Source organism: Methylobacterium tarhaniae (assembly GCF_001043955.1).
In the GTDB taxonomy this organism is placed as follows: domain Bacteria; phylum Pseudomonadota; class Alphaproteobacteria; order Rhizobiales; family Beijerinckiaceae; genus Methylobacterium; species Methylobacterium tarhaniae.
Window position 1 is genome coordinate 1 of sequence record NZ_LABZ01000032.1, and the last position, 23,041, is coordinate 23,041.

Annotated in this window: 13 protein-coding genes; 9 read left to right on the forward strand and 4 right to left on the reverse strand. The window is 70.9% G+C overall.

The window, feature by feature from the left end:
- The first annotated feature begins 102 nt into the window (after window positions 1-102).
- From VQ03_RS05765 to VQ03_RS05795, 7 genes are all read left to right on the forward strand, one after another.
- Window positions 103-3,222 (forward strand): MdtB/MuxB family multidrug efflux RND transporter permease subunit, encoded by a 3,120-nt coding sequence (locus tag VQ03_RS05765; protein WP_048449919.1) that lies wholly within the window; start codon window positions 103-105, stop codon window positions 3,220-3,222.
- A gap of 223 nt (window positions 3,223-3,445) precedes the next feature.
- Window positions 3,446-6,730, forward strand: a complete 3,285-nt coding sequence (locus VQ03_RS05770) for an efflux RND transporter permease subunit (protein ID WP_048449920.1) — start codon at window positions 3,446-3,448, stop codon at window positions 6,728-6,730.
- A 308-nt stretch (window positions 6,731-7,038) separates the two neighbouring features.
- Window positions 7,039-8,487 (forward strand): efflux transporter outer membrane subunit, encoded by a 1,449-nt coding sequence (locus VQ03_RS05775; RefSeq protein ID WP_048449955.1) that lies wholly within the window; start codon window positions 7,039-7,041, stop codon window positions 8,485-8,487.
- A 194-nt stretch (window positions 8,488-8,681) separates the two neighbouring features.
- A complete protein-coding gene (locus tag VQ03_RS05780) occupies window positions 8,682-10,313 on the forward strand; it encodes an ABC transporter ATP-binding protein (RefSeq protein WP_048449921.1) in 1,632 nt (543 codons plus the stop codon).
- On the forward strand, window positions 10,310-11,533 hold the full coding sequence (locus VQ03_RS05785) for a phosphopentomutase (protein WP_048449922.1): 1,224 nt from the start codon (window positions 10,310-10,312) through the stop codon (window positions 11,531-11,533). The genes VQ03_RS05780 and VQ03_RS05785 overlap by 4 nt, the downstream gene beginning before the upstream one ends.
- Window positions 11,534-11,573: 40 nt before the next feature.
- Window positions 11,574-12,956 (forward strand): cytochrome P450, encoded by a 1,383-nt coding sequence (locus VQ03_RS05790; RefSeq protein ID WP_053078416.1) that lies wholly within the window; start codon window positions 11,574-11,576, stop codon window positions 12,954-12,956.
- 77 nt (window positions 12,957-13,033) lie between these two features.
- Window positions 13,034-13,675, forward strand: a complete 642-nt coding sequence (locus VQ03_RS05795; protein ID WP_048449957.1) for a TetR/AcrR family transcriptional regulator — start codon at window positions 13,034-13,036, stop codon at window positions 13,673-13,675.
- 4 nt (window positions 13,676-13,679) lie between these two features.
- On the opposite strand, the gene VQ03_RS05800 is transcribed toward VQ03_RS05795, so the two are convergent.
- Both VQ03_RS05800 and VQ03_RS05805 read right to left on the reverse strand, forming a co-directional pair.
- Window positions 13,680-15,155 (reverse strand): SulP family inorganic anion transporter, encoded by a 1,476-nt coding sequence (locus tag VQ03_RS05800; protein WP_048449923.1) that lies wholly within the window; start codon window positions 15,153-15,155, stop codon window positions 13,680-13,682.
- Between the two features lie 524 nt (window positions 15,156-15,679).
- A complete protein-coding gene (locus VQ03_RS05805) occupies window positions 15,680-18,322 on the reverse strand; it encodes an MMPL family transporter (protein WP_048449924.1) in 2,643 nt (880 codons plus the stop codon).
- Window positions 18,323-18,715: 393 nt separating this feature from the next.
- Between VQ03_RS05805 and ispH the strand changes: the two genes are divergently transcribed.
- Together ispH and hpnH are read left to right on the forward strand one after the other, a co-directional pair.
- Window positions 18,716-19,672 carry a 4-hydroxy-3-methylbut-2-enyl diphosphate reductase gene (gene ispH / locus VQ03_RS05810; protein WP_425350036.1) on the forward strand — a complete coding sequence of 319 codons (957 nt, stop codon included), beginning with the start codon at window positions 18,716-18,718 and terminating at the stop codon, window positions 19,670-19,672.
- A 122-nt stretch (window positions 19,673-19,794) separates the two neighbouring features.
- The gene (gene hpnH, locus VQ03_RS05815; RefSeq protein ID WP_048449925.1) at window positions 19,795-20,949 is read left to right on the forward strand and encodes an adenosyl-hopene transferase HpnH; all 1,155 of its coding nucleotides are present in this window, start codon (window positions 19,795-19,797) and stop codon (window positions 20,947-20,949) included.
- On the opposite strand, the gene VQ03_RS05820 is transcribed toward hpnH, so the two are convergent.
- The gene (locus tag VQ03_RS05820) at window positions 20,872-21,627 is read right to left on the reverse strand and encodes a phosphorylase (protein ID WP_048449926.1); all 756 of its coding nucleotides are present in this window, start codon (window positions 21,625-21,627) and stop codon (window positions 20,872-20,874) included. The genes hpnH and VQ03_RS05820 overlap by 78 nt on opposite strands.
- Window positions 21,628-21,952: 325 nt before the next feature.
- The gene (locus VQ03_RS05825; RefSeq protein WP_053078417.1) at window positions 21,953-22,996 is read right to left on the reverse strand and encodes a hypothetical protein; all 1,044 of its coding nucleotides are present in this window, start codon (window positions 22,994-22,996) and stop codon (window positions 21,953-21,955) included.
- Between the last annotated feature and the right edge of the window lie 45 nt (window positions 22,997-23,041).

Below are 23,041 nucleotides of genomic sequence, written 5' to 3' on the forward strand. Positions count from 1 at the left end.
CGCGCTGCCCCTCTCCCGGCTCGCTCCGCTCGCCACCCTCCCCCGCAGAGGGGGGAGGGTGAGTCGCGCGCGTTCGTCAGTGACAAACGATCGAGCCGCCCGATGAACCCCTCCCGCCTGTTCATCCTGCGCCCGGTCGCGACCACGCTCCTGATGCTGGCGATCCTGCTCGTCGGCATGATCTCCTACTTCAACCTGCCGCTCTCGGCCCTGCCCTCGGTCGATTATCCGACGATCCAGGTGCAGACCTTCTATCCCGGCGCCAGCCCCGAGGTGATGACCTCGGCGGTGACGGCGCCGCTGGAGCGGCAATTCGGCCAGCTCGCCAACCTCAACCAGATGACGTCGCAATCCTCGGCCGGGGCTTCCGTCATCACGCTCCAGTTCAACCTCGATCTCGGCATCGACATCGCCACCCAGGAAGTCCAGGCCGCCATCAATGCCGCCGGCAACCTGCTGCCGAGCGACCTGCCGGCGCCGCCCATCTACGCCAAGGTCAACCCCGCCGATGCGCCGATCCTCACGCTGGCGCTCACCTCGAAGACCCTGGCGCTGACGCAGGTCCGCGACCTCGCCGAGACGCGGCTGGCGCAGAAGATCAGCCAGGTCTCGGGGGTCGGCCTCGTCTCGATGGCGGGCGGGCAGCGGCCGGCGGTGCGGGTGCGGTTCAACGCGACGGCGCTCGCGGCCTACGGCCTCAACATCGACGACCTGCGCACCACCATCAACAACCTCAACGTCAACACCCCGAAGGGCTCGATCGACGGGCCGACCCAGTCCTTCACCATCAACGCCAACGACCAGATCCGCGATCCCAGCGCCTATCGCGACGCGGTGATCGCCTACCGCAACGGCGCGCCGGTGCGGCTCTCTGCGGTGGCCGAGGTGGTGGAGGGCGCGGAGAACACCCAGCTCGGCGCCTGGATGGACACCACCCCAGCGGTGATCCTCAACATCCAGCGCCAGCCCGGGGCCAACGTCATCGCGGTGGTGGACCGGATCAAGGCGCTGCTGCCGCAGCTCCAGGCGACGCTGCCCGCGGCGATCCAGGTGACCCCGCTCACCGACCGCACGGTGACGATCCGTGCCTCGGTCGAAGACGTGCAGTTCGAGCTGCTGCTCGCCATCGCCCTGGTGGTGCTGGTGATCTTCCTGTTCCTGCGCTCGCTGCCCGCCACCCTGATCCCGAGCCTGTCGGTGCCGCTCTCCCTCGTCGGCGCGCTGGCGGTGATGGACCTGTGGGGCTTCTCCCTCGACAACCTGTCCTTGATGGCGCTCACCATCGCGACCGGCTTCGTGGTCGACGACGCGATCGTGGTGATCGAGAACATCGCCCGCCACGTCGAGGAGGGCGACAGCCCGATGGAGGCGGCCCTCAAGGGCTCGCGCGAGATCGGCTTCACCATCATCTCGCTCACCGTGTCGCTCTTGGCGGTGCTGATCCCGCTCCTGTTCATGGGCGAGGTGGTCGGGCGGCTGTTCCACGAATTCGCCATCACGCTGGCCGCCACCATCGTCATCTCCGGCGTGGTCTCGCTGACCCTGGTGCCGATGCTGTGCGCCCGGCTCCTGCGCCACGAGGCCCCGCAGGCCCGTGCCGCCGGGCGCCTGTCGCAGGCCGGGCGCCGGCTGATGGAGGGTGGGATCGCCTTCTACGGCCGGACCCTGCGCGGCGTGCTCGCCCATCAATGGCTGACGCTGCTGGTCGCGATCGGCACGCTCGTCCTCACCGTCTACCTCTACGTCGTGATCCCGAAGGGCTTCTTCCCGGTCCAGGATACGGGCCTCATCCAGGGCATCACCCAGGCCGACCAGACCGTCTCCTACGGCGCCATGGCCGAGCGCCAGCAGCGCCTGGCCGAAGCGATCCTGAAGGATCCGGACGTGGTCAGCCTGTCGTCGTTCATCGGCGTCGACGGCCAGAACGTGACGCTGAACTCGGGCCGCTTCCTCATCAACCTGCGCCCGCGCGAGGAGCGGACGGAGAATGCCAGCGCGATCATCCGGCGGATCAACGCCCGGGTGGCCGACGTGCCGGGCATCGCGCTGTTCATGCAGCCGGTCCAGGACCTCACCATCGACACGGCGGTGAGCGCCACCCAATACCAGTTCATCCTGGAGAACCCGGACCCGAACGCCTTCGACACCTGGGTCCCGCGCCTCGTCGACCGCCTCAAAGCAATCCCCGACCTCGCCGACGTGGCGAGCGACCGGCAGGCGAGCGGGCTCTCGGCCTACATCACCATCGACCGGGCCACGGCCGGCCGCTACGGCATCACCCCGGCCTCGGTCGACAATGCCCTCTACGACGCCTTCGGCCAGCGCATCATCTCGACCATCTTCACCCAGTCGAACCAGTACCGGGTGATCCTGGAGGCCGATCCGGACCTGCACCGGACGCTGGACTCGCTCCAGCGGATCTACCTGCCGTCCTCCACCGCCACCAACGGCCAGGTGCCGCTCACCGCCATCGCCCAGGTGAGCGAGCGCCGCGCCCCGCTCCTCATCAGCCATCTCGGCCAGTTCCCGGCGACCACGATCTCGTTCAACCTGGCGCCGGGCGCCTCGCTCGGGCCGGCCGTGGCCGCGATCAAGGCGGCGGAAGCGGAGCTCGGCATGCCCGACAGCTTCCGGCTGATCTTCCAGGGCTCGGCGCTCGCCTTCCAGGCCTCGCTCGACAACACCCTGTTCCTGGTGCTCGCCGCCATCGTGACGGTCTACATCGTGCTCGGTGTCCTCTACGAGAGCTTCGTCCACCCGATCACGATCCTCTCGACGCTGCCCTCGGCCGGCATCGGGGCGCTGGCCGGCCTGATGCTGTTCGGGCACGACCTCGACATCATCGGCATCATCGGCATCGTGCTGTTGATCGGCATCGTGAAGAAGAACGCCATCATGATGATCGACTTCGCGCTCCAGGCCGAGCGCGAGGAGGGGATGACCCCGCGGGACGCGATCTTTGAGGCCTGCATCCTGCGCTTCCGCCCGATCCTGATGACCACCTTCGCGGCGCTCTTCGCGGCGATCCCGCTGATCCTCGGGACGGGCACCGGCTCGGAGCTGCGCCAGCCGCTCGGCATCTCGATCGCCGGCGGGCTGATCGTGAGCCAGATCCTGACGCTCTACACCACGCCGGTGATCTACCTCGCCTTCGACCGTCTCGGGCGGCGCCTCTCCGGCCGGCGGGGCAGCGGGCTGGCGCCCGGGGAGGCGGTGCCGTGAGCGTCGCGACGACCGCGCGCATGAACCCTCCCCCCTCTGCGGGGGAGGGTGCCCCGCGGAGCGGGGCGGGAGAGGGGACCGCGACGCTGATTCAGGTGGCGCCTTTCATGACGCGCGCGACCTCTCCGGAAGCGGCGTCCCCTCTCCCGGCCCCTGCTGACGCAGGGACCACCCTCCCCCGCAGAGGGGGGAGGGTTCGGCGGCGCGCGCGTGGGAGAACCGGGTGAACCTCTCCGCCCCCTTCATCCTGCGCCCGGTCGCCACCACTCTGCTCACCCTCGGCGTGCTGCTTGCCGGCCTGTTCGCCTTCGTGCGGCTGCCGGTGGCGCCGCTGCCGCAGATCGACTTCCCGACCATCCTGGTCCAGGCCTCGATGCCCGGCGCCAGCCCCGACACCATGGCGACCACCGTCGCCGCGCCCCTGGAACGGCGCCTCGGCCAGATCGCCGATGTCGACCAGATGACCTCGACGAGTTCCGTCGGGCAGACCCGGATCGTGCTGCAATTCGGGCTCGACCGCGACATCAACGGCGCCGCCCGCGACGTGCAGGCGGCGATCAACGCCGCGCGGGCCGACCTGCCGACGGCGCTCCGCCAGAATCCCACCTACCGCAAGTTCAACCCGGCCGACGCGCCGATCCTGATCCTCGGCCTGACCTCGAAGACCCTGAGCCCCGGCGCGCTCTACGATTCGGCCGCGACCGTGCTGGCCCAGAAGCTGTCGCAGCTCGAGGGCATCGGCAACGTCGAGATCGGCGGCTCGTCGCTGCCGGCGGTGCGGGTCGAGCTCGATCCCAACGCCCTGTTCCATTACGGCATCGGCCTGGAAGGCATTCGCGCCGCGCTCGCCAGCGCCAACGCCAACTCGCCGAAAGGCGCAATCGAGGCCGGCGAGCGGCGCTACCAGCTCTACGCCAACGACCAGGGCCGCAAGGCCGCCGACTACCAGGACATCGTCGTCGCCTACCGCAACGGCGCGGGCGTGCGCCTGCGCGATGTCGGCCAGGTGGTCGACGGCGTCGAGGACCGGCGCAATCTCGGCCTCGTCAACGGCCAGCGCGGCGTGCTCCTGATCGTCTACAAGCAGCCCGGCGGCAACGTCGTCGAGACAATCGACCGGTTGAAGGAGGCGCTGCCGCAGCTCAAGGCGGCGCTCCCGGGCGACACCGAGCTGATCGTCACCGGCGACCGCTCGCTCACCATCCGGGCGTCGCTGGCGGAGGCAGAGCGCACGCTGCTGATCTCGGTCGGTCTCGTGATCCTGGTGGTGTTCGGCTTCCTGCGCTCGGGCCCCGCCACCCTGATCCCGGCGGTGGCGGTGCCGATCTCGCTGGTCGGCACCTTCGCCGCCATGTGGCTGTGCGACTACAGCCTCGACAACATCTCCCTGATGGCCCTCATCATCGCGGCCGGCTTCGTGGTCGACGACGCGATCGTGGTGCTGGAGAACATCCAGCGCCACATCGAGGACGGGCGCTCGCGGGTCGAGGCGGCGTTGCTCGGCGCCCGCGAGGTCGGGTTCACGGTCCTGTCGATGAGCCTGTCGCTGATCGCGGTGTTCCTGCCGATCCTGCTCGCCGGCGGCATCGTCGGGCGGTTCTTCCAGGAATTCGCCGTCGTCCTGTCGCTGGCGATCCTGATCTCGCTCGTCGTCTCGCTCACCACCACGCCGATGATGTGCGCCCGGCTCCTCAAGCCCGAGAGGCACGGCGCCCGGCCGGGCCCCCTGGCGCGGGGGCTGGAGGCCGCGTTCTCGGGGCTGCTCGGCTTCTACCGCGTCACCCTCGACTGGGCGCTCCGCCACGGCGTGACCGTGATGCTGGTGCTGCTCGCGGCGGTGGTGCTCAACGTCTACCTCTACGTGATCGTGCCGAAGGGGTTCTTTCCCCAGCAGGATACCGGCCAGATGATCGGCGGCATCCAGGCCGACCAGCGCATCTCGTTCCAGGCGATGAGCGCGAAGCTCAGGCGCGCCACCGCCATCGTCCAGGCCGACCCGGCGGTGGAGAGCGTGGTCGGCTTCACCGGCGGGCGCGGGACCAACTCGGCCAACGTCTTCGTCGGCCTGAAGCCTTTGGGCCAGCGCGACCCGATCGGCGAGGTGATGACCCGGCTGCGGCCGAAGCTCGCCGCCATCCCGGGCGCCCGGCTCTACCTGTTTCCGCGCCAGGATCTCTCCGTCGGCGGGCGCCAGAGCTTCTCGCAATACCAGTACACGCTGCAGGGCGACACCAGCGAGGAGCTCTATACCTGGACCCCGAAGCTGCTGGAGGCGCTCCAGAAGGACCCGACCTTCACCGACGTCACCTCCGACCAGCAGCAGGGCGGCCTGGAAACGCGCCTCGTCATCGACCGGCCGACCGCCTTCCGCTACGGCCTGACGCCGGACCAGATCGACAACACCCTCTACGACGCCTTCGGCCAGCGCCAGGTCTCGACGATCTACAACCCGTTGAACCAGTACCACGTCGTGATGGAGATCGCGCCGCGCTACCTCGACAACCCCGAGACTCTGAAGATGATCTACGTCTCGACCTCGGGGGCGCGGGCCCGCGGCTCGGCCACCACCAACGCGGTCGCCGGCACGGTGGCGAGCGCCGCCACCGCCCCGACCGACGCGAACGCCGCCGCGGCTGCGGTCGCGACCGATTCGGCCCGCAACGCCGCCACCAATTCCATCGCGGCGGCCGGGCGGTCGAGCGCCTCGTCGAGCGCCGCGGTCAGCAGCAGCAAGGAGACGATGGTGCCGCTCTCCGCCTTCGCCCGCTTCGAGACCGGCTCGACCCCGGTCCAGGTCAGCCATCAGGGCCTGTTCGTCGCCACCACGCTGTCGTTCAATCTGGCGCCGGGCAAGAGCCTGAGCGACGCCACCGCGGCGATCGACGGCCACATGCGCGACCTGCGCCTGCCCGCCACCATCCACGGCGAATTCGCCGGTGCGGCGAAGAGCTTCCAGTCCTCGTCCTCGCGCCAGCCGCTGCTGATCCTGGCGGCCCTGCTCGCGGTCTACGCGGTGCTCGGCATCCTCTACGAGAGCTGGGTCCACCCGCTGACCATCCTCTCCACCCTGCCCTCGGCCGGCATCGGGGCGATCCTGGCGCTGATGCTGGCCGGGGAGGAGTTCGGGGTGATCGCGCTGATCGCCGTAATCCTGCTGATCGGCATCGTGAAGAAGAACGCCATCATGATGATCGACTTCGCGCTCGACGCCGAGCGCACGCGGTCCTTGAGCCCGCGGGAGTCGATCCGCGAGGCCTGCCTCTTGCGCTTCCGCCCGATCATGATGACAACCTTGGCCGCCTTGCTGGGGGCGCTGCCGCTGATTCTCGACAGCGGCGAGGGCTCCGAGCTGCGCCGTCCCCTCGGCATCGCCATCGTCGGCGGCCTCATCGTGAGCCAGGTCCTGACCCTCTACACCACCCCCGTCGTCTACCTGTACCTCGACCGGTTCCGGCTCTGGGTCGGCCGCCGCCGGGGCTCCGCCACGCGGGCGCTGCCGGCCGAATGACCTTTTCCACCGATTTCATTGTCCAAACCGATGCCGCAGCGCCGAACCCTCCCCCCTCTGCGGGAGAGGGTGCCCGGCGGAGCGGGGCGGGAGAGGGGAACCACGCTTCCGGATATGACGGCACCGTTCTGACGGGCGCCCTCTGGATCAGCGTCGCGCTGCCCCTCTCCCGGCTCGCTGCGTTCGCCACCCTCCACCGTCCCAAGTCGGGCTTGCCCGACTTGGGCACTTGGGTGCGGAACTCGGGCAAGCCCGAGTTCCGTGGGGGGAGGGTTCCGCAGGCGCCATTCCGACTCGCCGCGACGGCCATCCTACCCCTGGCCCTCGCCGGCTGCCTCGTCGGCCCCGATTATTCCCGCCCCACCGTCGAGACACCTGCCGCCTTCAAGGAGGGCGGCGCCCGGCCGATGCCGCCGCGCCACTGGCGGCCGGTGCGGCCCCTCGACGAGGCGGAGCGCGGCGACTGGTGGCGGGTGTTTCGCGATCCGGCCCTCGACCGGCTGATCCGCCTGATCGACGTCGACAACCAGACCCTGCGCGCCCAGGTCGCCGCCTACCGGCAGGCCCGCGCCCTGGTGCAGGAGGCCCGCGCCCAGCTGTTCCCGACCGCGCTGGGCGCCCCCTCGATCAGCCGGTCCAGCACCGGCGGGGTCGAGCGCACCACCGTCACGCTCCAGGGCTCGGCGACTTGGGAACTCGACCTGTTCGGCCGCATCCGCCGCCTGATCGAGAGCGACGTCGCCGCCGCCCAGGCCAGCGCCGCCGATCTCGCCTCGGTGCGCCTGGCGCTCCAGACGCAACTCGCCACCGCCTATTACCAGTTGCGCTACCAGGAATCGCTGCAGAGCCTGCTGGAACGGACGGTGCAGGCCTATCAGCGCTCGCTCACCATCGCGCAGAACCAGTACAATGCCGGCGTCGCCGCCCGCTCCGACGTCATCACCGCCCAGACCCAGCTCCAGACCACCCAGGCCAACGCCATCGCGGTCGGGCTGCAGCGGGCGAACCTGGAACACGCCATCGCGACGCTGATCGGCCGGCCGCCCTCCGAGGTGTCGCTCGCCCGCGGCAGCCTGCCGGCGCGCCCGCCCAATGTTCCGGTCAGCCTGCCCTCCGACCTCCTGGAGCGCCGCCCCGACGTCGCGCTGGCCGAGCGCACCGTGCAATCCCAGAGCGCCCAGATCGGCGTCGCCGTGGCGGCGTTCTTCCCGACCGTCACCCTGTCGGCGAATGGCGGCATCGCGGGCGATCCGGCCCGCAACTTCTTCGCCGCCGCGAACTCGTTCTGGTCGGTGGCGGCCTCGGGGTCTCAGGTGCTGTTCGACGGCGGCGCCCGCACGGCGGCGCTCCAGGCCGTCGAGGCCGCCTACGACGCGGCGGTCGCCAACTATCGCCAGACGGTGCTCACCGCCTTCCAGCAGGTCGAGAACGGGCTGGCCGGCCAGCGCATCCTCGCCCGCCAGCAGGCGGCGCAGGAACTCGCGGTGCAATCCTCGCGCCGGGCGGTGGAGATCGCGCTCAACGAGTACCGGGCCGGCACCCAGAACTACACCACCGTCGTCACCGCCCAGGCGCTGGAGCTCAACAACGAGGTCACGGCGCTGCAGGTCCGGCTCAACCGCTTCGCCAACGCGGTGGCGCTGATCGGCGCCATCGGCGGCGGCTGGGACACCAGCAGCCTGCCGAGCGGAGACGCGCTGAAGCAGTTCGCACCGCTGCCGATCGATCGCGGCCAGGCGCCGCGGGTGGACGAGTGAGGCAGTGTCCGCCTGATCGGTGTCGAGACCAGTAGAAAGCGGGTTTCCCCTCTCCTCGCGGGCGGGGAGAGGAGAGAACCCGCGCCACGACTTTCATCTGCCCGACCAGCCCCCAACCGCAAGCCCCGGTTCCCGCCCGCCGGGGAATGACCTACACCGGTCCATCGGCGCGCTGCCGCCCTAGTTCCGATCCGATGACCGACCCGCTCCTCTCCGTCCAGGACCTCTCCGTCGCCTTCCGCCAGGGCGGGCGCGAGACCCGCGCCGTCGATCGCGTCTCCTTCGCCATCGCGCCGGGGGAGACCGTGGCCCTCGTCGGCGAATCGGGCTCCGGCAAGTCGGTGACGGCGCTCTCGATCCTGCGCCTCGTCGACGGCGCGACGCCGGAGGGGCGCATCCGCTTCAAGGGCCGCGACCTGCTGACGCTGTCCGAGCCGCAGATGCGCGAGATCCGCGGCGCCGACATCACCATGGTGTTCCAGGAGCCGATGACCTCCCTGAACCCGCTGCACCGCATCGCCGACCAGGTCGGCGAGGTGCTGCGGCTGCACAAGGGCAAGGATCAGCCAATGAGCGGCGAGGCGGCCCGCGCCCGCACCCTGGAGCTCCTGAACCTCGTCGGCATCCGCGACGCCGAACGGCGGCTCGGCGCCTATCCGCACGAACTCTCCGGCGGGCAGCGCCAGCGGGTGATGATCGCGATGGCGCTCGCCTGCGAGCCCGACCTGCTGGTGGCCGACGAGCCGACGACCGCCCTCGACGTCACCGTCCAGGCCCAGATCCTGTCGCTCCTCGCCGACCTCAAGGCGCGGCTCGGCATGGCGATGCTGTTCATCACCCACGATCTCGGCATCGTCCGCCGGGTCGCCGACCGGGTCTGCGTGATGCTGCAGGGCCGCATCGTCGAGGCCGGCCCGGTCGCCGAGGTCTTCTCGAACCCGCAGCACGACTATACCCGCCGCCTGCTCGCCGCCGAGCCGCGGGGCCGCGGCAACCCGGTTCCGGAGGCTGCGCCGATCCTGGTCGAGGCCGGGCCGATCCGGGTCCATTTCCCGATCAAGACCGGCCTGCTCCGGCGCACCACCGGCCACGTCAAGGCGGTGGACGGGGTCGCGCTCAGCGTCCGCGAGGGCGAGACGGTCGGGGTGGTGGGCGAATCGGGCTCAGGGAAAACCACGCTCGGCCTCGCCATCCTGCGCCTCACCGCCTCGCAGGGCCCGGTGGTCTATCTCGGCCGGCGCATCGACGGGCTGTCGGCCAGCGCCATGCGGCCCCTGCGGCGCGAGATGCAGGTGGTGTTCCAGGACCCCTACGGCTCGCTCTCGCCCCGGATGTCGGTGGCCGAGATCGTCGCCGAGGGGCTGGAGGTGCAGGGCAAGGGACGCAGCGAGGCCGAGCGCCGGGAGATCGTCGCCCGGGCGCTGACCGATGTCGGGCTCGATCCGGCGGCCATGGACCGCTACCCGCACGAATTCTCCGGCGGCCAGCGCCAGCGCATCGCCATCGCCCGGGCCATGGCGCTCGATCCGCGCTTCGTCGTCCTCGACGAGCCGACCTCGGCCCTCGACATGTCGGTCCAGGCCCAGATCGTCGAACTCCTGCGCGAGCTGCAAGCCCGGCGCGGCCTCGGCTACCTGTTCATCAGCCACGACCTGAAGGTGGTGCGGGCGCTCGCCAACCGGGTGATGGTGATGCAGGGCGGGCAGGTGGTCGAGGAGGGCGCCGCCGAGGAGATCTTCTCCCGGCCCCGCACCGCCTATACCCAGGCCCTGTTCGCCGCCGCCTTCGACCTCGCGGCGGCACCCACCGGGGCGGTCAACGAATGAGCCGGGCGCTCCTCATCGTGCTGGATTCCGTCGGCATCGGCGGCGCGCCGGATGCGGACGCGTTCGGCGACCGGGGCGCCGACACGCTCGGCCACATCGCGGAGGCCTGTGCCGCGGGGAGGGGCGACCGGGCCTCCCTCCGCTCCGGCCCGTTGCGCCTGCCTCACCTCGCCGGTCTCGGCCTCGGGCTGGCGGCGGAAGGAGCGAGCGGCCGGATGCCGCCCGGCCTCGCGCCGACGGGGCCGGTCGCGGGCGCCTTCGGCCACGCGGTCGAGAGCGCCCAGGGCAAGGACACGGTGTCGGGCCACTGGGAGATCGCCGGGGTACCGGTGGACTTTTCCTGGGGCCACTTCCCGGCGACGCGGCCGGCCTTCCCGCCCGCACTCACGCAAGCCCTGATCGGGGAAGCCGGGCTGCCGGGGATCCTCGGCGATTGCCACGCCTCCGGCACCGCGATCATCGAGGAGCTGGGGGCGGAACACGTCCGGACGGGCAAGCCGATCTGCTACACCTCGGTCGACAGCGTGTTCCAGATCGCCGCCCACGAGGAGGCGTTCGGGCTCGACCGGCTCTACGCGCTGTGCACCATCGCCCGCCGGCTCTGCGACCCCTACCGCATCGGCCGGGTCATCGCCCGGCCCTTCACCGGCGAGGAAGGACGGGGCTTCACCCGCACCGCCCACCGGCGCGACTATGCCGTGCCGCCCCCCGGCGACACCCTCCTCGACCGCCTCGCCGCCGCCGGCCGGCCGGTGGTGAGCGTCGGCAAGATCGGCGACATCTTCGCCCATCGCTCGACCGGCCGCGAGGTCAAGCCCGGCGGCAACGATGCCTGCCTGACGGCAGCCCTCGACGCGCTCGCCGACCTGCCCGATGGCGGCCTCGTCTTCGCCAACCTCGTCGAGTTCGACACCGAGTACGGCCACCGCCGCGACGTGCCGGGCTATGCCGCGTCCCTGGAGCGCTTCGACGCCCGGGTGCCGGAGATCCGGGCGGCCTTGAGGCCCGGCGATCTCTGCCTCGTCACCGCCGACCACGGCAACGACCCGACCTGGACCGGCACCGACCACACCCGCGAGCAGGTGCCGGTCCTGGCCTTCGGGCCGGACGTTCCTCCCGGCCCCCTCGGGCCGCTCGGCTTCGCGGCGATCGGCCGGATGGTGGCGCGGCATCTCGGCTTGACGGATCGAAGCTTGGCGGAGCCCGAACCGCTCGCGTAAAGCAGGAGGATCGCGCCACCGGAGACCTTTCGCCTTGTCCATGACGGCTTCCGGCAGGCTCTCCATCGCTGCGCAAGCGCCGGGGTCCTACGCGCCGCCGGCACCGGCCCTCGCCGAGCGGGTCGGCTGGCTCAAGCTGCTGGGGGCGTTCCGGCGCAACACCCTGGAGGCCTTGCCCCGGGCCTGCCTCGACGCGCCGGCGGTGACGATCCCGCTGCCCGGGGGCGGCCGGATCGTCCTGCTCGCCACACCGGCCGGCGCCCGCCACGTCCTGCTCTCGGCCACCCAGGATTTCACGCGCCTGCCCGCCGGCCGGCGGGCGCTCGGGCCGATCGCCGGAAACGGCCTGGTGCTCGCCGACGGCGAGGCCTGGCGCCACCAGCGCAAGGTGCTGGCCCCCGCCTTCACGCCCCGTACCCTGCCCTTGATGCTGCGCTTCGTCGCCCGCAGCGCGGACGAGTCCTGCCGCCGGCTGGCGGCGGGCCTCGGCGCCCCGGCCGACCTGCGCTCCGAGATGCAGCGCGTCGCCCTCGACATCGCCACCACCTCGATGTTCTCCCTCGAGACCGGGGCTCTGGGCACGGAGATCCGGGCCCTCGTTTCCGGCTATCTCGACCGGCTGGGTAAGCCGACCGTCGCCGATTTCCTGCTGCCGGCCGGCTGGCCGACCCCGTCGAGCCCGCGCCGGGCGCTGTTTCGCCGCCGCTGGCTGAAGGTCGTGCAGGCGGTGCTGGCGGCGCGGCGCGAGCAGGGGGCAGCGGGCTCGGCCCGGGACCTGTTCGACCTCCTCGTCGAGGCCCATGGCGAGGCACCCGGCGGGCTCCTCGCCGACGAGGTCGGCACCCTGATCGTCGCCGGCCACGAGACCACCGCCTCGACCCTGTTCTGGGCCTGCACGCTGCTCGCCCGGGACCCGGCCGTGCAGGACGCCCTGGCCGCGGAAGCGGCCGGGCTCGACCTGTCGGAGGAGGGCGCCGCCGCGTCCCTGGCCCATCTGCGGCTGGCCCGGTCGGTGGTGCAGGAGACCCTGCGGCTCTATCCCCCGGTCTACGTCATCCCCCGCCGCGCCGCGCGGGCGGGCGCGGTCGAGGGCACCGAGATCCCGGCCGGCGGCATCGTGATGATCCCGACCTGGGTGCTCCACCGCGATCCGCGCTGGTGGGACCGGCCGGAGGTCTTCGACCCGCACCGCTTCCTCGATCGCCCGGAACCGGACCGCTTCGCCTACCTGCCGTTCGGCGCCGGCCCGCGGATCTGCATCGGCGCGCAGCTGGCGCTGGCCGAGGCGACCCTGGTCCTGGCGCGCCTGATGCGCGACATGCGCCTCTCCCTTGCCGACGACCGGCCGGTGCTGCCAGTGGCGACCACGACGCTGCGGCCGGACCACGTGCCGCGCTTCCATCTGGAAAGCCGCACCGGTTGAGCCTGCCGTCGGCGCGAAAATGCTCTATGGGCTTGCGGAGCGGCCGGTCCGGCCCCGCGAAGAGACAGAAAGACACGGTGCGACCCTGGCGCAGCGGCCCGTCCGACCGGCGCGGCTACCATCACGGCAACCTCAAGGAGGCCCTGATCGAGGCCGCGCGCCGCTTCATCGCGGAGCGCGGCATCGGCGGCTTCACCCTGGTCGATGCGGCGCGCCTCGTCGGCGTCTCGCCGGCGGCGCTCTACCGCCACTTCCGCGGCCGCGAGGCCCTGCTGGAGGAGGTGGCCGAGCGCGGCTTCACCGAGCTCGCCGCCCGCCTCGCCCGGGCCTTGCGCGGCCCCGGCACGCCGCTGGAGCGCTTCACCCGGATGGGCGAAGCCTACCTGACCTTCGCCGAGGAGGAGCCGGGCTACTACGCGGCGATCTTCGAGGCCCGGCCCCTCGGGCCCGACGGCTGTCCGCCGGTCCAGGCGCCGCGCGACCGCGACGCCTTCGGCCTCCTGGTCGAGGCCCTGCGGAACACCTTCCCGGACGGCTTCTCGGCGGGCGTCGATCCGCGCTTCGTCGCCCTGGAGGTCTGGGCGCTCTCCCACGGCATCGCGACGCTGGCCGCCGCCGGCCGGCTGCCGACCGGCCCCGGCCTGCCGACCAAGTACGACCTCCTGCGGGCCGGCGTGCTGGCCATGGTGCACGGGGCGACGGCGCGGGCCCCCGGATAGGGGCTCAATGCCCCGAGGCGAGCGCCGCACCCGGCTTGTCGTGGGTGCCGAGCCTCTCGACCAGGGTGGCGGAGGCCGCGTTGAGGCCGGTGACTTCCACCGGCACATCGTGGTGGCGGAACTTCAGCACCACGCGGTCGAGGGCGTTGACGGCGGTGAGGTCCCAGAAATGGGCCTCGGTCAGGTCGATCACCACGCGCTCCAGGTCCTCCTCGCGGAAATCGAACCCGGCATGGAAGGCCTCCGCCGTGGCGAAGAAGATCTGGCCGGTGACCCGGTAGGTGCGGGTGCGGCCCGCGCGCGACGACGCGACGGCGAAGAACCGGGTGACCTTGTGGGCGAAGAACAGCCCGCTCAGGACCACGCCGAACAGCACGCCCTTGGCGAGGTCGTGGGTCGCGACCACGACCGCGACGGTGCCGAGCATCACGATGCTCGACGTGGTCGGGTGGGTGACCAGGGTGCGGATCGAGCGCCATTGGAAGGTGTTGATCGATACCATGATCATCACGGCGACCAGGGCCGCCATCGGGATCTGCGCCACGTAGGGCCCGAGCACCACGATCAGGAACAGCAGGAAGGCGCCGGCCCACAGCGTCGAGAGCCGGCCGCGGCCGCCCGACGAGACGTTGATCACCGACTGGCCGATCATCGCGCAGCCGGCCATGCCGCCGAACAGGCCGGCGGTGACGTTGGCCAGGCCCTGGCCGGCGCATTCGCGGTTCTTGTTCGAGGAGGTGTCGGTGCGCTCGTCGACGATCGCCGCGGTCATCAGGCTCTCCAGCAGGCCGACCATCGCGAGGGTGAGCGCGTAGGGCAGGATGATCCGCAGGGTCTCGAAGGTGAGGGGGACCTGCGGCAGGGCGAAGCTCGGCAGCTCGCTCGGCAGCGCCCCCATGTCGCCGACGGTGCGGATGCCGAGGCCGAGGCTCATCGACAGGGCGGTGAACAGCACGATGGTGACCAGCGCCGAGGGCACGGCCCTCGTCAGGTACGGCAGGCCGTAGATCAGCGCGAGGCCGGCGGCGGTCATCGCGTAGACGACCGGCCCGCGGCCGATCAGTTCCGGCATCTGCGCGAGGAAGATCAGGATCGCCAGCGCATTGACGAAGCCGGTGACGACCGAGCGCGAGACGAAGCGCATCAGGTTGCCGAGGCGGAGGAACCCCGCGGCGATCTGGATCAGGCCGGTCAGGATCGTGGCGGCGAAGAGGTGGCCGATTCCGTGATCCTTGACGAGCGTCGTCATCACCAGCGCCATCGCGCCGGTGGCGGCCGAGATCATCGCCGGGCGCCCGCCGGCGATCGCGGTGACGACCGCGATGCAGAACGAGGCGTAGAGCCCGACCTTCGGGTCGACCCCGGCGATGATCGAGAAGGCGATCGCCTCCGGGATGAGGGCGAGCGCCACGACGGTACCGGACAGGATTTCGCGCGTGACGTCGGGCGCCCATTCGCGCCGCAGGCGGACGAGGTTCATGGAGAGTGAGCTTTCGAGGCGAGGCGCAACGGGGCGCGCGAGGACGATCCGCCGCGCGGGGCGGACGGGTAGGGAGAACAGGCGTGGAGAGAGGACGCGGGAGAGCGGGGCGCTACGGCGGCGTGGGCCGCGAGACCGGAATGGCTCGATCCTGCATCATGGCCCGTGCGTACACGGGTCTTCGCTGCGGCGCAACGGGACGGAGGGATTAAAGTCCCGACTGCTGGGTGCAGCATGATCCGGGAAAGCAACCGAGACGAGACGAGCGCGGGTTTTCCCTCCCCCCTCTGCGGGGGAGGGTGCCCCACGGAGTGGGGCGGGAGAGGGGACGACGCTTCCGGAAAAGACTGAACCGTTCTGAAGGGCGCTTCACTTGATCAGCGTCGCGCCGCCCCTCTCCCGGCTCGCTCCGCTCGCCACCCTCCCCCGCAGAGGGGGGAGGGTTCGGGCGTCGCGACATCATGAAAAAAGCCCGCCCCTCGGCGAAGGGGCGGGCCTCGTCGTTACGGAGTGTCGCCCGGCCGTCAGGCCGGGATCAGCGGGTCCCGCCGGGCCGCCGTTTCCGGCGCCCCTTCCTTGGCCTTCTGCTTCGGCGGCGGGCCGAGGAAGGCCGGCACGATGAAGAAGGCGGCCACCAGCGTGAAGAACAGCGACAGGGCGAGCAGCTTGCCCATGCTGGCGGTGCCCGGATGGCTCGACAGAACCAGCGAGCCGAAGGCGGTGCCGGTGGTGAGCGCCGAGAAGAAGATCGCCCGGGTCAGGCTGGACGCCAGCATGTCGGCGACGCCGGCGCGCCAGGCGATCACGTAGTAGATGTGGAAGGCCACGCCCACTGCCAGCATCAAGGGCAGCGCGATGATGTTGGCGAAGTTCAGCGGCATGCCGATGAGGTAGAGCGCCTCGAGCGTCCACAGGGTGGCGAGCACCAGCGGCCCGAGCGCCATGGCGACGTCCCAGGGCCGGCGCAGGGCCACCGACAGGATGATGAAGATCGAGAGGAGCGCGAGCAGGCCCGCCTCGATGAAGGCGCCGAGGATGGTGTGGCTCGACCGGGTGGTGGCGACCGGCGCGCCGGTGGCGTGCGGGGCCACGCTCAGGACCTCCTTCGAGAAGCGCCGCAGCACCGTGTTGTCGTTCGAGTTGCCCTTGGGCTGCACCTCGATCCGGGCCTTGCCGTCGGCGGCGATCCACTCGGAGCGGATCTGCCTGGGCAGGTTCTCCAGCGTGATCTTCTCCGGCGCGAGCAGGCTGCGCAGGCGGGTGAGCAAGGCCTTGAGGTTCGGCACCACCGCGGCGGCGGCGGCCTCGCGCACCGGGGGCTCGGCATTGGCCAGGCGATCGAGGGTGTCGGTGAAGCCCTGGATGGTGGCGAGCGGGCCGGAGGCGTTCCCTCCCTGGCCTGCCTGCGCGATGCCGCGCAGGGCCGTGACCGCGTTGCGGATCGCCGTCACCACCTCGCGGTCGGCCGGCGCCGGCGCGACGCGGGGCGGGCTGAGCACCGGGCCGAGCACCTGCGCCGCGTCCTCGATCGTGGCGAGCTTCTGGTCCTGGTCGGCGGGCACGAAGGTGTCGATGTCGATCACCCCGGCGACGCTCGGCAGGGCCGTGAGCTTCTTGACCATCGGGCCGATCGCGTCGCGGTTGGGGACCACCACGTCGATCGAGTTGGGGCTGGTCTTCGGGTCCTTGGCGAGGTCGAGATAGGTCGCGACCGATTCCACCTTCGCGCTGCGCAGGTGCATCGGGTTCGAGTCGAAGGGCAGCCAGTAGAGCAAGGGCAGGCCCGCCACCGTGACGAGGCCGGTGAGCACCAGGACCAGCTTGCGGTTGGCGAGGATCCAGTGGTCGACCGAGGCCATGCTGGCGGTGCCGACCTCCTGCTTCTCGCCCGGCGGCCGCAGCACGGCGATCAGCGCCGGCAGCAGGGTGAGGGAGAAGAGATAGGCGACGATCATGCCGACGCCGGCGATCAGGCCGAGCTCGGACACGCCGCGAAAGTCGGTCGGCAGGAACGAGAAGAAGCCGGCGAGCAGCGACACCGCCGCCAGGGTCAGCGACCAGCCGACGCCGCGGGCGGCCGAGCGGATCGCCCGTTCGAGGTCCGCCTCGGCGAAGCGGTCGGCGCGGTAGCGTACGGCGAACTGGATGCCGAAATCGATGCCGAGGCCGACGAACAGGGCCGCGAAGGCGACCGAGATCGGGTTCAGCTCGCCGACCATCGCGAGGCCGAGGGCCGCCGTGACGATCAGGCCCGCGAAGGTGGTGATGAGGACGGCGACGACGAGGCTGCCGGAACGCAGCGCCAGCCACAGGAACAGCACGATGGCGCCGCCGGTGACCGAGTAGTTCAGCGCCGCGTCGTCGGCCAGCGTCGCGAATTCGTCGTCCGCCACCGCGACCTGGCCGGTGAGGCGCACCCGCACCCCGTTGGCCTCGGTCAGGCCGAGGCCGCGGGCGGTCTCGCGGATCAGCTGGCTCGCCTTCTCGCCGGGCTGGAGGGCGTCGTAGTCGAGGACGGGCTGGGCGATGACGAAGCGGCGCAGGTCGCTCGGCTCCACCTTGCCGCCGGAGAGCAGCAGCTGCCACGAGAGCTGCGCCCGCTCGCCCTTCAGGACACGATCGAAGACATCCTTCATCTGGCCCATCGGGCCGACGAGGTCCTCGGGCTTGGCCTGGCCGGCCTTCACGCCTTGAGCGCCCATCACCATGGCCTGCATGATGCCGCGCAAGGACGGGTCGGCGGCGAGCGGCCCGAGCAGGCCCTGCTGCTGGATCAGCCGCTCCGTGGTCTGGTCCAGCTCCTTCTGGGGCATCAGCAGGAGGCCGTTCTTGTCGAAGAACGGCCCGCCATCGGGACGGTAGACGATCGGCAGCAGGTCCTTGTGGCTGGAGAGGGCCTGGGTCAGGCGGTTCGCCGCCTCCTCGGCCTGTTCCGGCGTCTGCCCGTCGATCACCATGACGAGCAGGTTGCTGCGCTGCGGGAAGGTCTTCTCGAACTGGATCTCGTCCTGGCGCCAGGGCACGTCCGGCGTGATCAGGCGCTCGACATCGGTGTTGATGCGGAAGAGGTGCGCCGCCGTGACGGCGCTCGCGACGGTGAGCAGCAGCGCGGCCACGAGGACGAGCCAGCGCCGGTGTACGGAAAACGCCACGAGCCGTTCGATCACGATGCGAAGCCTGCCTCTAGCTCGCGGGCCACGCGGCGGCCCGGTGAAATCCTGATGATCGGCCCGACGGCCTCGCCGGGACGGCGATGCCCCTAGCAAGACCCACACCGGCCGGGGCCAGTATAGCGCGCGGGGCAGCGGCGCCCATGGTCACGGTGAGCATCGGCGTCGCGGCAACGCCCCGGGGGACGTCCGTGGCGCGCTAGGTAATGACCCGCAGGCCCGATTGCAACGCGTTGGCCCGAAACGGATCCCCGATCGGGCCGGCCCCCGCCGCCCACATCCTTCGGGCAAGCTCGGCTTTACGCCGTCGCCACCCGCGCCTTACACCTCGCATCCGGGAGGGGTCTGCCCGGCAGGGCGGGCCCGGGGAGTCGCCGCGAGAGGAACGGGGTGCCGGTGGCGGGAAGGCAGGAGAACGGGCTCGACCTCGTGCTGGCCCAGCCGAGAGGGTTCTGCGCCGGGGTGGTGCGGGCGGTCGACATCGTCGAGCGGGTGCTCGCCCGGGGCGATCACCCGGTCTACGTGCGCCACGAGATCGTCCATAACGGCCGCGTCGTCGCCGACCTCGAGGCCAAGGGCGCCCGCTTCGTCGAGAGCCTCGACGAGGTGCCGGACGGCGCCACCACGATCTTCTCGGCCCACGGCGTGTCGCGGGCGGTCGAGGTTGAGGCCGCGCGAAGGGGGCTCCCGGTCGTCGACGCCACCTGCCCGCTGGTCGCCAAGGTGCACGCGCAAGGCCGCCGCTACGCCGCCCAAGGGCGCACCGTGATCCTGGTCGGCCATGCCGGCCACGCCGAGGTCGAGGGCACGCTCGGGCAGATCGACGGCGAGGTCCACCTCGTCGGCAGCGTCGCGGAGGCGCAAAGCCTCGACCTGCCGGCCGACGCGAAGCTCGCCTACATCACCCAGACGACGCTGAGCGTCGACGACACCCGGGCGATCATCGCGGTCCTGAGCCGGCGCTTCCGCGACCTCGTCGGCCCTGAGACCCGGGACATCTGCTACGCGACCCAGAACCGTCAGGCCGCCGTGCGGGCGCTCGCGGAGGTCGCCGACGTGATCCTGGTGGTGGGCGCGCGCAACTCCTCGAACTGCAACCGCCTGCGCGAGATCGCCGCCGAGGCCGGCCGGCCGAGCCACCTCGTCGAGGGGGAAGCGGACCTGGCGACGCTCGATTTCGGCGCGGCCCGCACGATCGGCCTCACCGCCGGCGCCTCGACCCCCGAGGTGGTGATCGCGGAGGTGATTGCTGCGCTGCAGCGTCGCACCCCCCTGCGGATTTCCACGCTTCCGGGCGTTGTCGAGAGCGCGAGCTTCCCGCTCCCGTCGAGTTTGGGCCACACTTAGGCCGTTCCGAACCAAGCTTGGACCGTTTCGAACCTAGCTTGCTGGAAATCCGCCACTTTTCGGGCTAATCAGCCCGCTTGGCACAGCACTCGACACGAACCACGACACAAGGAGCCTTGGTCTTGGGCATTCCTCTCCGGTACGTCGCGAAGATCGGCGGCTACATCCTCAAGCAGCACCTCACCGGCCGCAAGCGTTACCCGCTTGTCATGATGATGGAGCCGTTGTTCCGGTGCAATCTCGCCTGCGCAGGCTGCGGCAAGATCGACTATCCGGACGAGATCCTCAACAAGCGCCTGCCGGTCGACGAAGCACTCGAGTCGGTCCGCGAATGCGGTGCACCCGTGGTCGTCATCGCGGGCGGCGAGCCGCTGCTGCACAAGGACCTGCCGCAGATCGTCGAGGGCATCATCGCGCAGAAGAAGTTCGCGATCGTCTGCACCAACGCGCTGCTCCTCGAGAAGAAGATCGCGCAGTACAAGCCGAGCCCGTATTTCACCTGGTCGATCCATCTCGATGGCGACAAGGAGATGCACGACCAGTCGGTGTGCCAGCGCGGCGTCTACGACAAGGCGGTGGCGGCGATCCAGAAGGCCAAGGAGATGGGCTTCCGGGTCACGATCAACTGCACCTTCTTCAACAACTCCTCGGCCGACAAGATCGCCGACTTCTTCGACAGCGTGACCCGGATGGGCATCGACGGCATCACCGTCTCCCCCGGCTACGCCTACGAGCGCGCCCCCGACCAGCAGCACTTCCTCAACCGCCGGGCGACCAAGGACCTGTTCCGCGGCGTGTTCCGCCTCGGCAAGGAGAAGGGCCGCGAGAAGTGGACCTTCCAGCAGTCGGGCCTGTTCCTGGACTTCCTGGCCGGCAACCAGACCTACCACTGCACGCCGTGGGGCAACCCGACGCGGACGGTCTTCGGCTGGCAGAAGCCGTGCTACCTGCTCGGCGAGGGCTACGCCAAGACCTTCAAGGAGCTGATGGAGACCACGGACTGGGACGCCTACGGCACCGGCAACTACGAGAAGTGCGCCGACTGCATGGTGCATTCGGGCTACGAGGCCTCCTCGGTGGTCGACTCGGTGAAGAAGCCGTGGAAGCCGGTGATCTATGCGCTCCGCGGGATCAAGACCGAGGGCGAGATGGCTCCCGAGATCTCCCTCGAGAACCAGCGCCCGGCCGAGTTCGTGTTCTCACGCAACGTCGCGCAGAAGCTCTCCGAGATCCGGGACGCCAAGGCCGACGCCAAGAAGCGCGCGACAGCGGCCTAACGAGGCGAAGGCCGCCGACGAGTCGCGGGCGAGGCGCACGAGCCCGCCCACGCTCGCCGAGCGGCGCGCCAGAGCCGACAGGACGGCGAGGATATCGGGCTCGCCGTCCGGCTTGAGGGCCTTGGCGATCGCCGCCGGCAGGGCGCGGTCGGCCGGGTCGCACACCACCCTGACGGCGCAGAAGGGCAGGCCGTGCGCCTGCGCGAAGGCCGCCGCGACCTGCGATTCCATGTCGACCGCCGCGGCGCCGGTCTCGGCCCGGAGCAGGGCCTTGGCGTGCGGCGACAGCACCGCCGCCTCCACCCCCGCGACATCGGCCTGGATCACCCGGACCGGCGCGTCCGCCAGCCGTCGGGCGAGCGCCGCGACGACCTCCGGATGCGCCGCGAGGCGCTGCCCGGCCGCCCGAGTCCCGGTCACGACGACCCCGGTCGCCACCACGACGTCGCCCGGCACCAGGTCGGGATCGAGCCCGCCGGCGATGCCGATGCTCATCACCGCCCGGCAGCCCGGGCCGCTGCGCCCCTTCAGGAGATCCCGCAGCCGCTCTGGATTGCCCCCGGCTCCCACCGTCGCCACGCCCGGCCCGGCGGCGAGCCGCGCCTCGCGGGCCAGGCCGGTCACGGCCAGGACGGGATGAGGCCCGTTCGGACCGGTGGTGTCCTCGACGACGATCATGCGGGGCTCGGCAGGCTTGATGGGGGAAGAGCAATGAAGCACCCCTCATACCAGAGCGTGTGCGGCGAGCATGTGGCGTCGGTGACACGGGGGGCCGGCCCGGACCGACTCGCGGGCAGCGCCCGATCGCGTTGCGGTCGCGCGCCGCTCCCAAGCCCCGGCGAGTCGTCCTACGACGAACCGGCCTCCACGTCGTCGGGCCGACCTCCGAGCGGACCATCCTCCGAGCGGAGTCGCGTCGGCAGGCCGACGCTTCGTCTGCCGTGGTTTTTGGTCTGCCGCAGATGATCGTCGCAACACCGGCAGCCGCGTTTGCGACATCCGCTCAGGGCTTCGGCGCCTGGGTCGCGGACGCCGCCGCCTCCGCCCTCAGCTTCGCCTCGACCTCCGCGCGGATGCGCGCCTCCATCTCGGCCTTCGCCTGCGCATCCGCCTCGGCCTTGCGCTTCGTCTCGGCCTCGGCCCGCATCTGCGCCTCGATCTTCGCCCGCATCTCGGCTTCGGCCTTCGCGGTCTCCGCGGCGGCCTTGCGCTCCGCGCTGCGCTTGCCGGCCGAGGCGACGTAATCCTCCGGGCTCTGCGTGAGATACGCGCTCAGCTCGATCTCGAACTGCCCCTTCTCCGTCCCCGTCTTCGGGCAGCCCGGCACGTCCGGAGCCTTCATCTGCTCCTGCACCGCCGCCTCGACCGGTGCCATCTCCGGCCGCAGAGCGGCAACCTTTGCGTCGAGGGCGGTGCGCTGCATGCCAGTGGTGCTCACGTCGCAGGATGCGACCGTGCGCTGGAGGAGAAGACCGAACATGTAAGCCTCGATCCGGCTCGTGAGCGGGGCCGGAGCGGCCTGCGCCGCGGCGGGAGCGGGCGCCGCTGCCGCCGCGTCGCACCGCTTGAGGCCGTCGAACGCGTCGGCGAAGCCAGGGATACGGAAATCGGCCTCGCCGTTGTCGAACTTGAGGACGATCTGCTTGCCCTTGAGCAGCTTCGGGATCACGGCCCCGGGCAGCTCGGTCGAGAGCAGCTTGCCGTCGCCGGTCCAGCCCTGCTTGGCGTAGACGACCTGCTTGTCGATCGACATCGGCGCCTGGACGGCCTCGTCCTTGTCCCACTCCCAGTTCTCGTAGCCGAGGATGAGGACCAGCTTGTCGCCCTTCAGCGTGACGACGATGGCGTTCTCGGCGTTCTTGTCGTCCTTGTCCCTGTACGAATAGGCCATCTGGCAGGCGTTCGGCCCCGGGGCGCCGACATTGCGCTCGACTTCCCAGCCGCGGACGTTCTCGAACAGCTTGCGCTCACCGGCCTGGGCCGCGGGCGCGAGGGCGGTGCACAGGAGCGCGAGCGTGATCGCCGCCGACGCGGATCGGATCGTCATGAGGGTTGGGCTCCACGGAGTGTCGTCGTCAGCGTGTCGCCCGGA

What these genes read in the sequence shown, in the direction of transcription:
- VQ03_RS05785 (WP_048449922.1), top strand. Translation starts at nt 10,310, where the DNA reads ATGAGCCGGGCGCTCCTCATCGTGCTGGATTCCGTCGGCATCGGCGGC.
- VQ03_RS05790 (WP_053078416.1), top strand. Translation starts at nt 11,574, where the DNA reads ATGACGGCTTCCGGCAGGCTCTCCATCGCTGCGCAAGCGCCGGGGTCC.
- VQ03_RS05800 (WP_048449923.1), bottom strand. Translation starts at nt 15,155, where the DNA reads ATGAACCTCGTCCGCCTGCGGCGCGAATGGGCGCCCGACGTCACGCGC.
- VQ03_RS05825 (WP_053078417.1), bottom strand. Translation starts at nt 22,996, where the DNA reads ATGACGATCCGATCCGCGTCGGCGGCGATCACGCTCGCGCTCCTGTGC.
- VQ03_RS05765 (WP_048449919.1), top strand. Translation starts at nt 103, where the DNA reads ATGAACCCCTCCCGCCTGTTCATCCTGCGCCCGGTCGCGACCACGCTC.
- VQ03_RS05820 (WP_048449926.1), bottom strand. Translation starts at nt 21,627, where the DNA reads ATGATCGTCGTCGAGGACACCACCGGTCCGAACGGGCCTCATCCCGTC.
- VQ03_RS05780 (WP_048449921.1), top strand. Translation starts at nt 8,682, where the DNA reads ATGACCGACCCGCTCCTCTCCGTCCAGGACCTCTCCGTCGCCTTCCGC.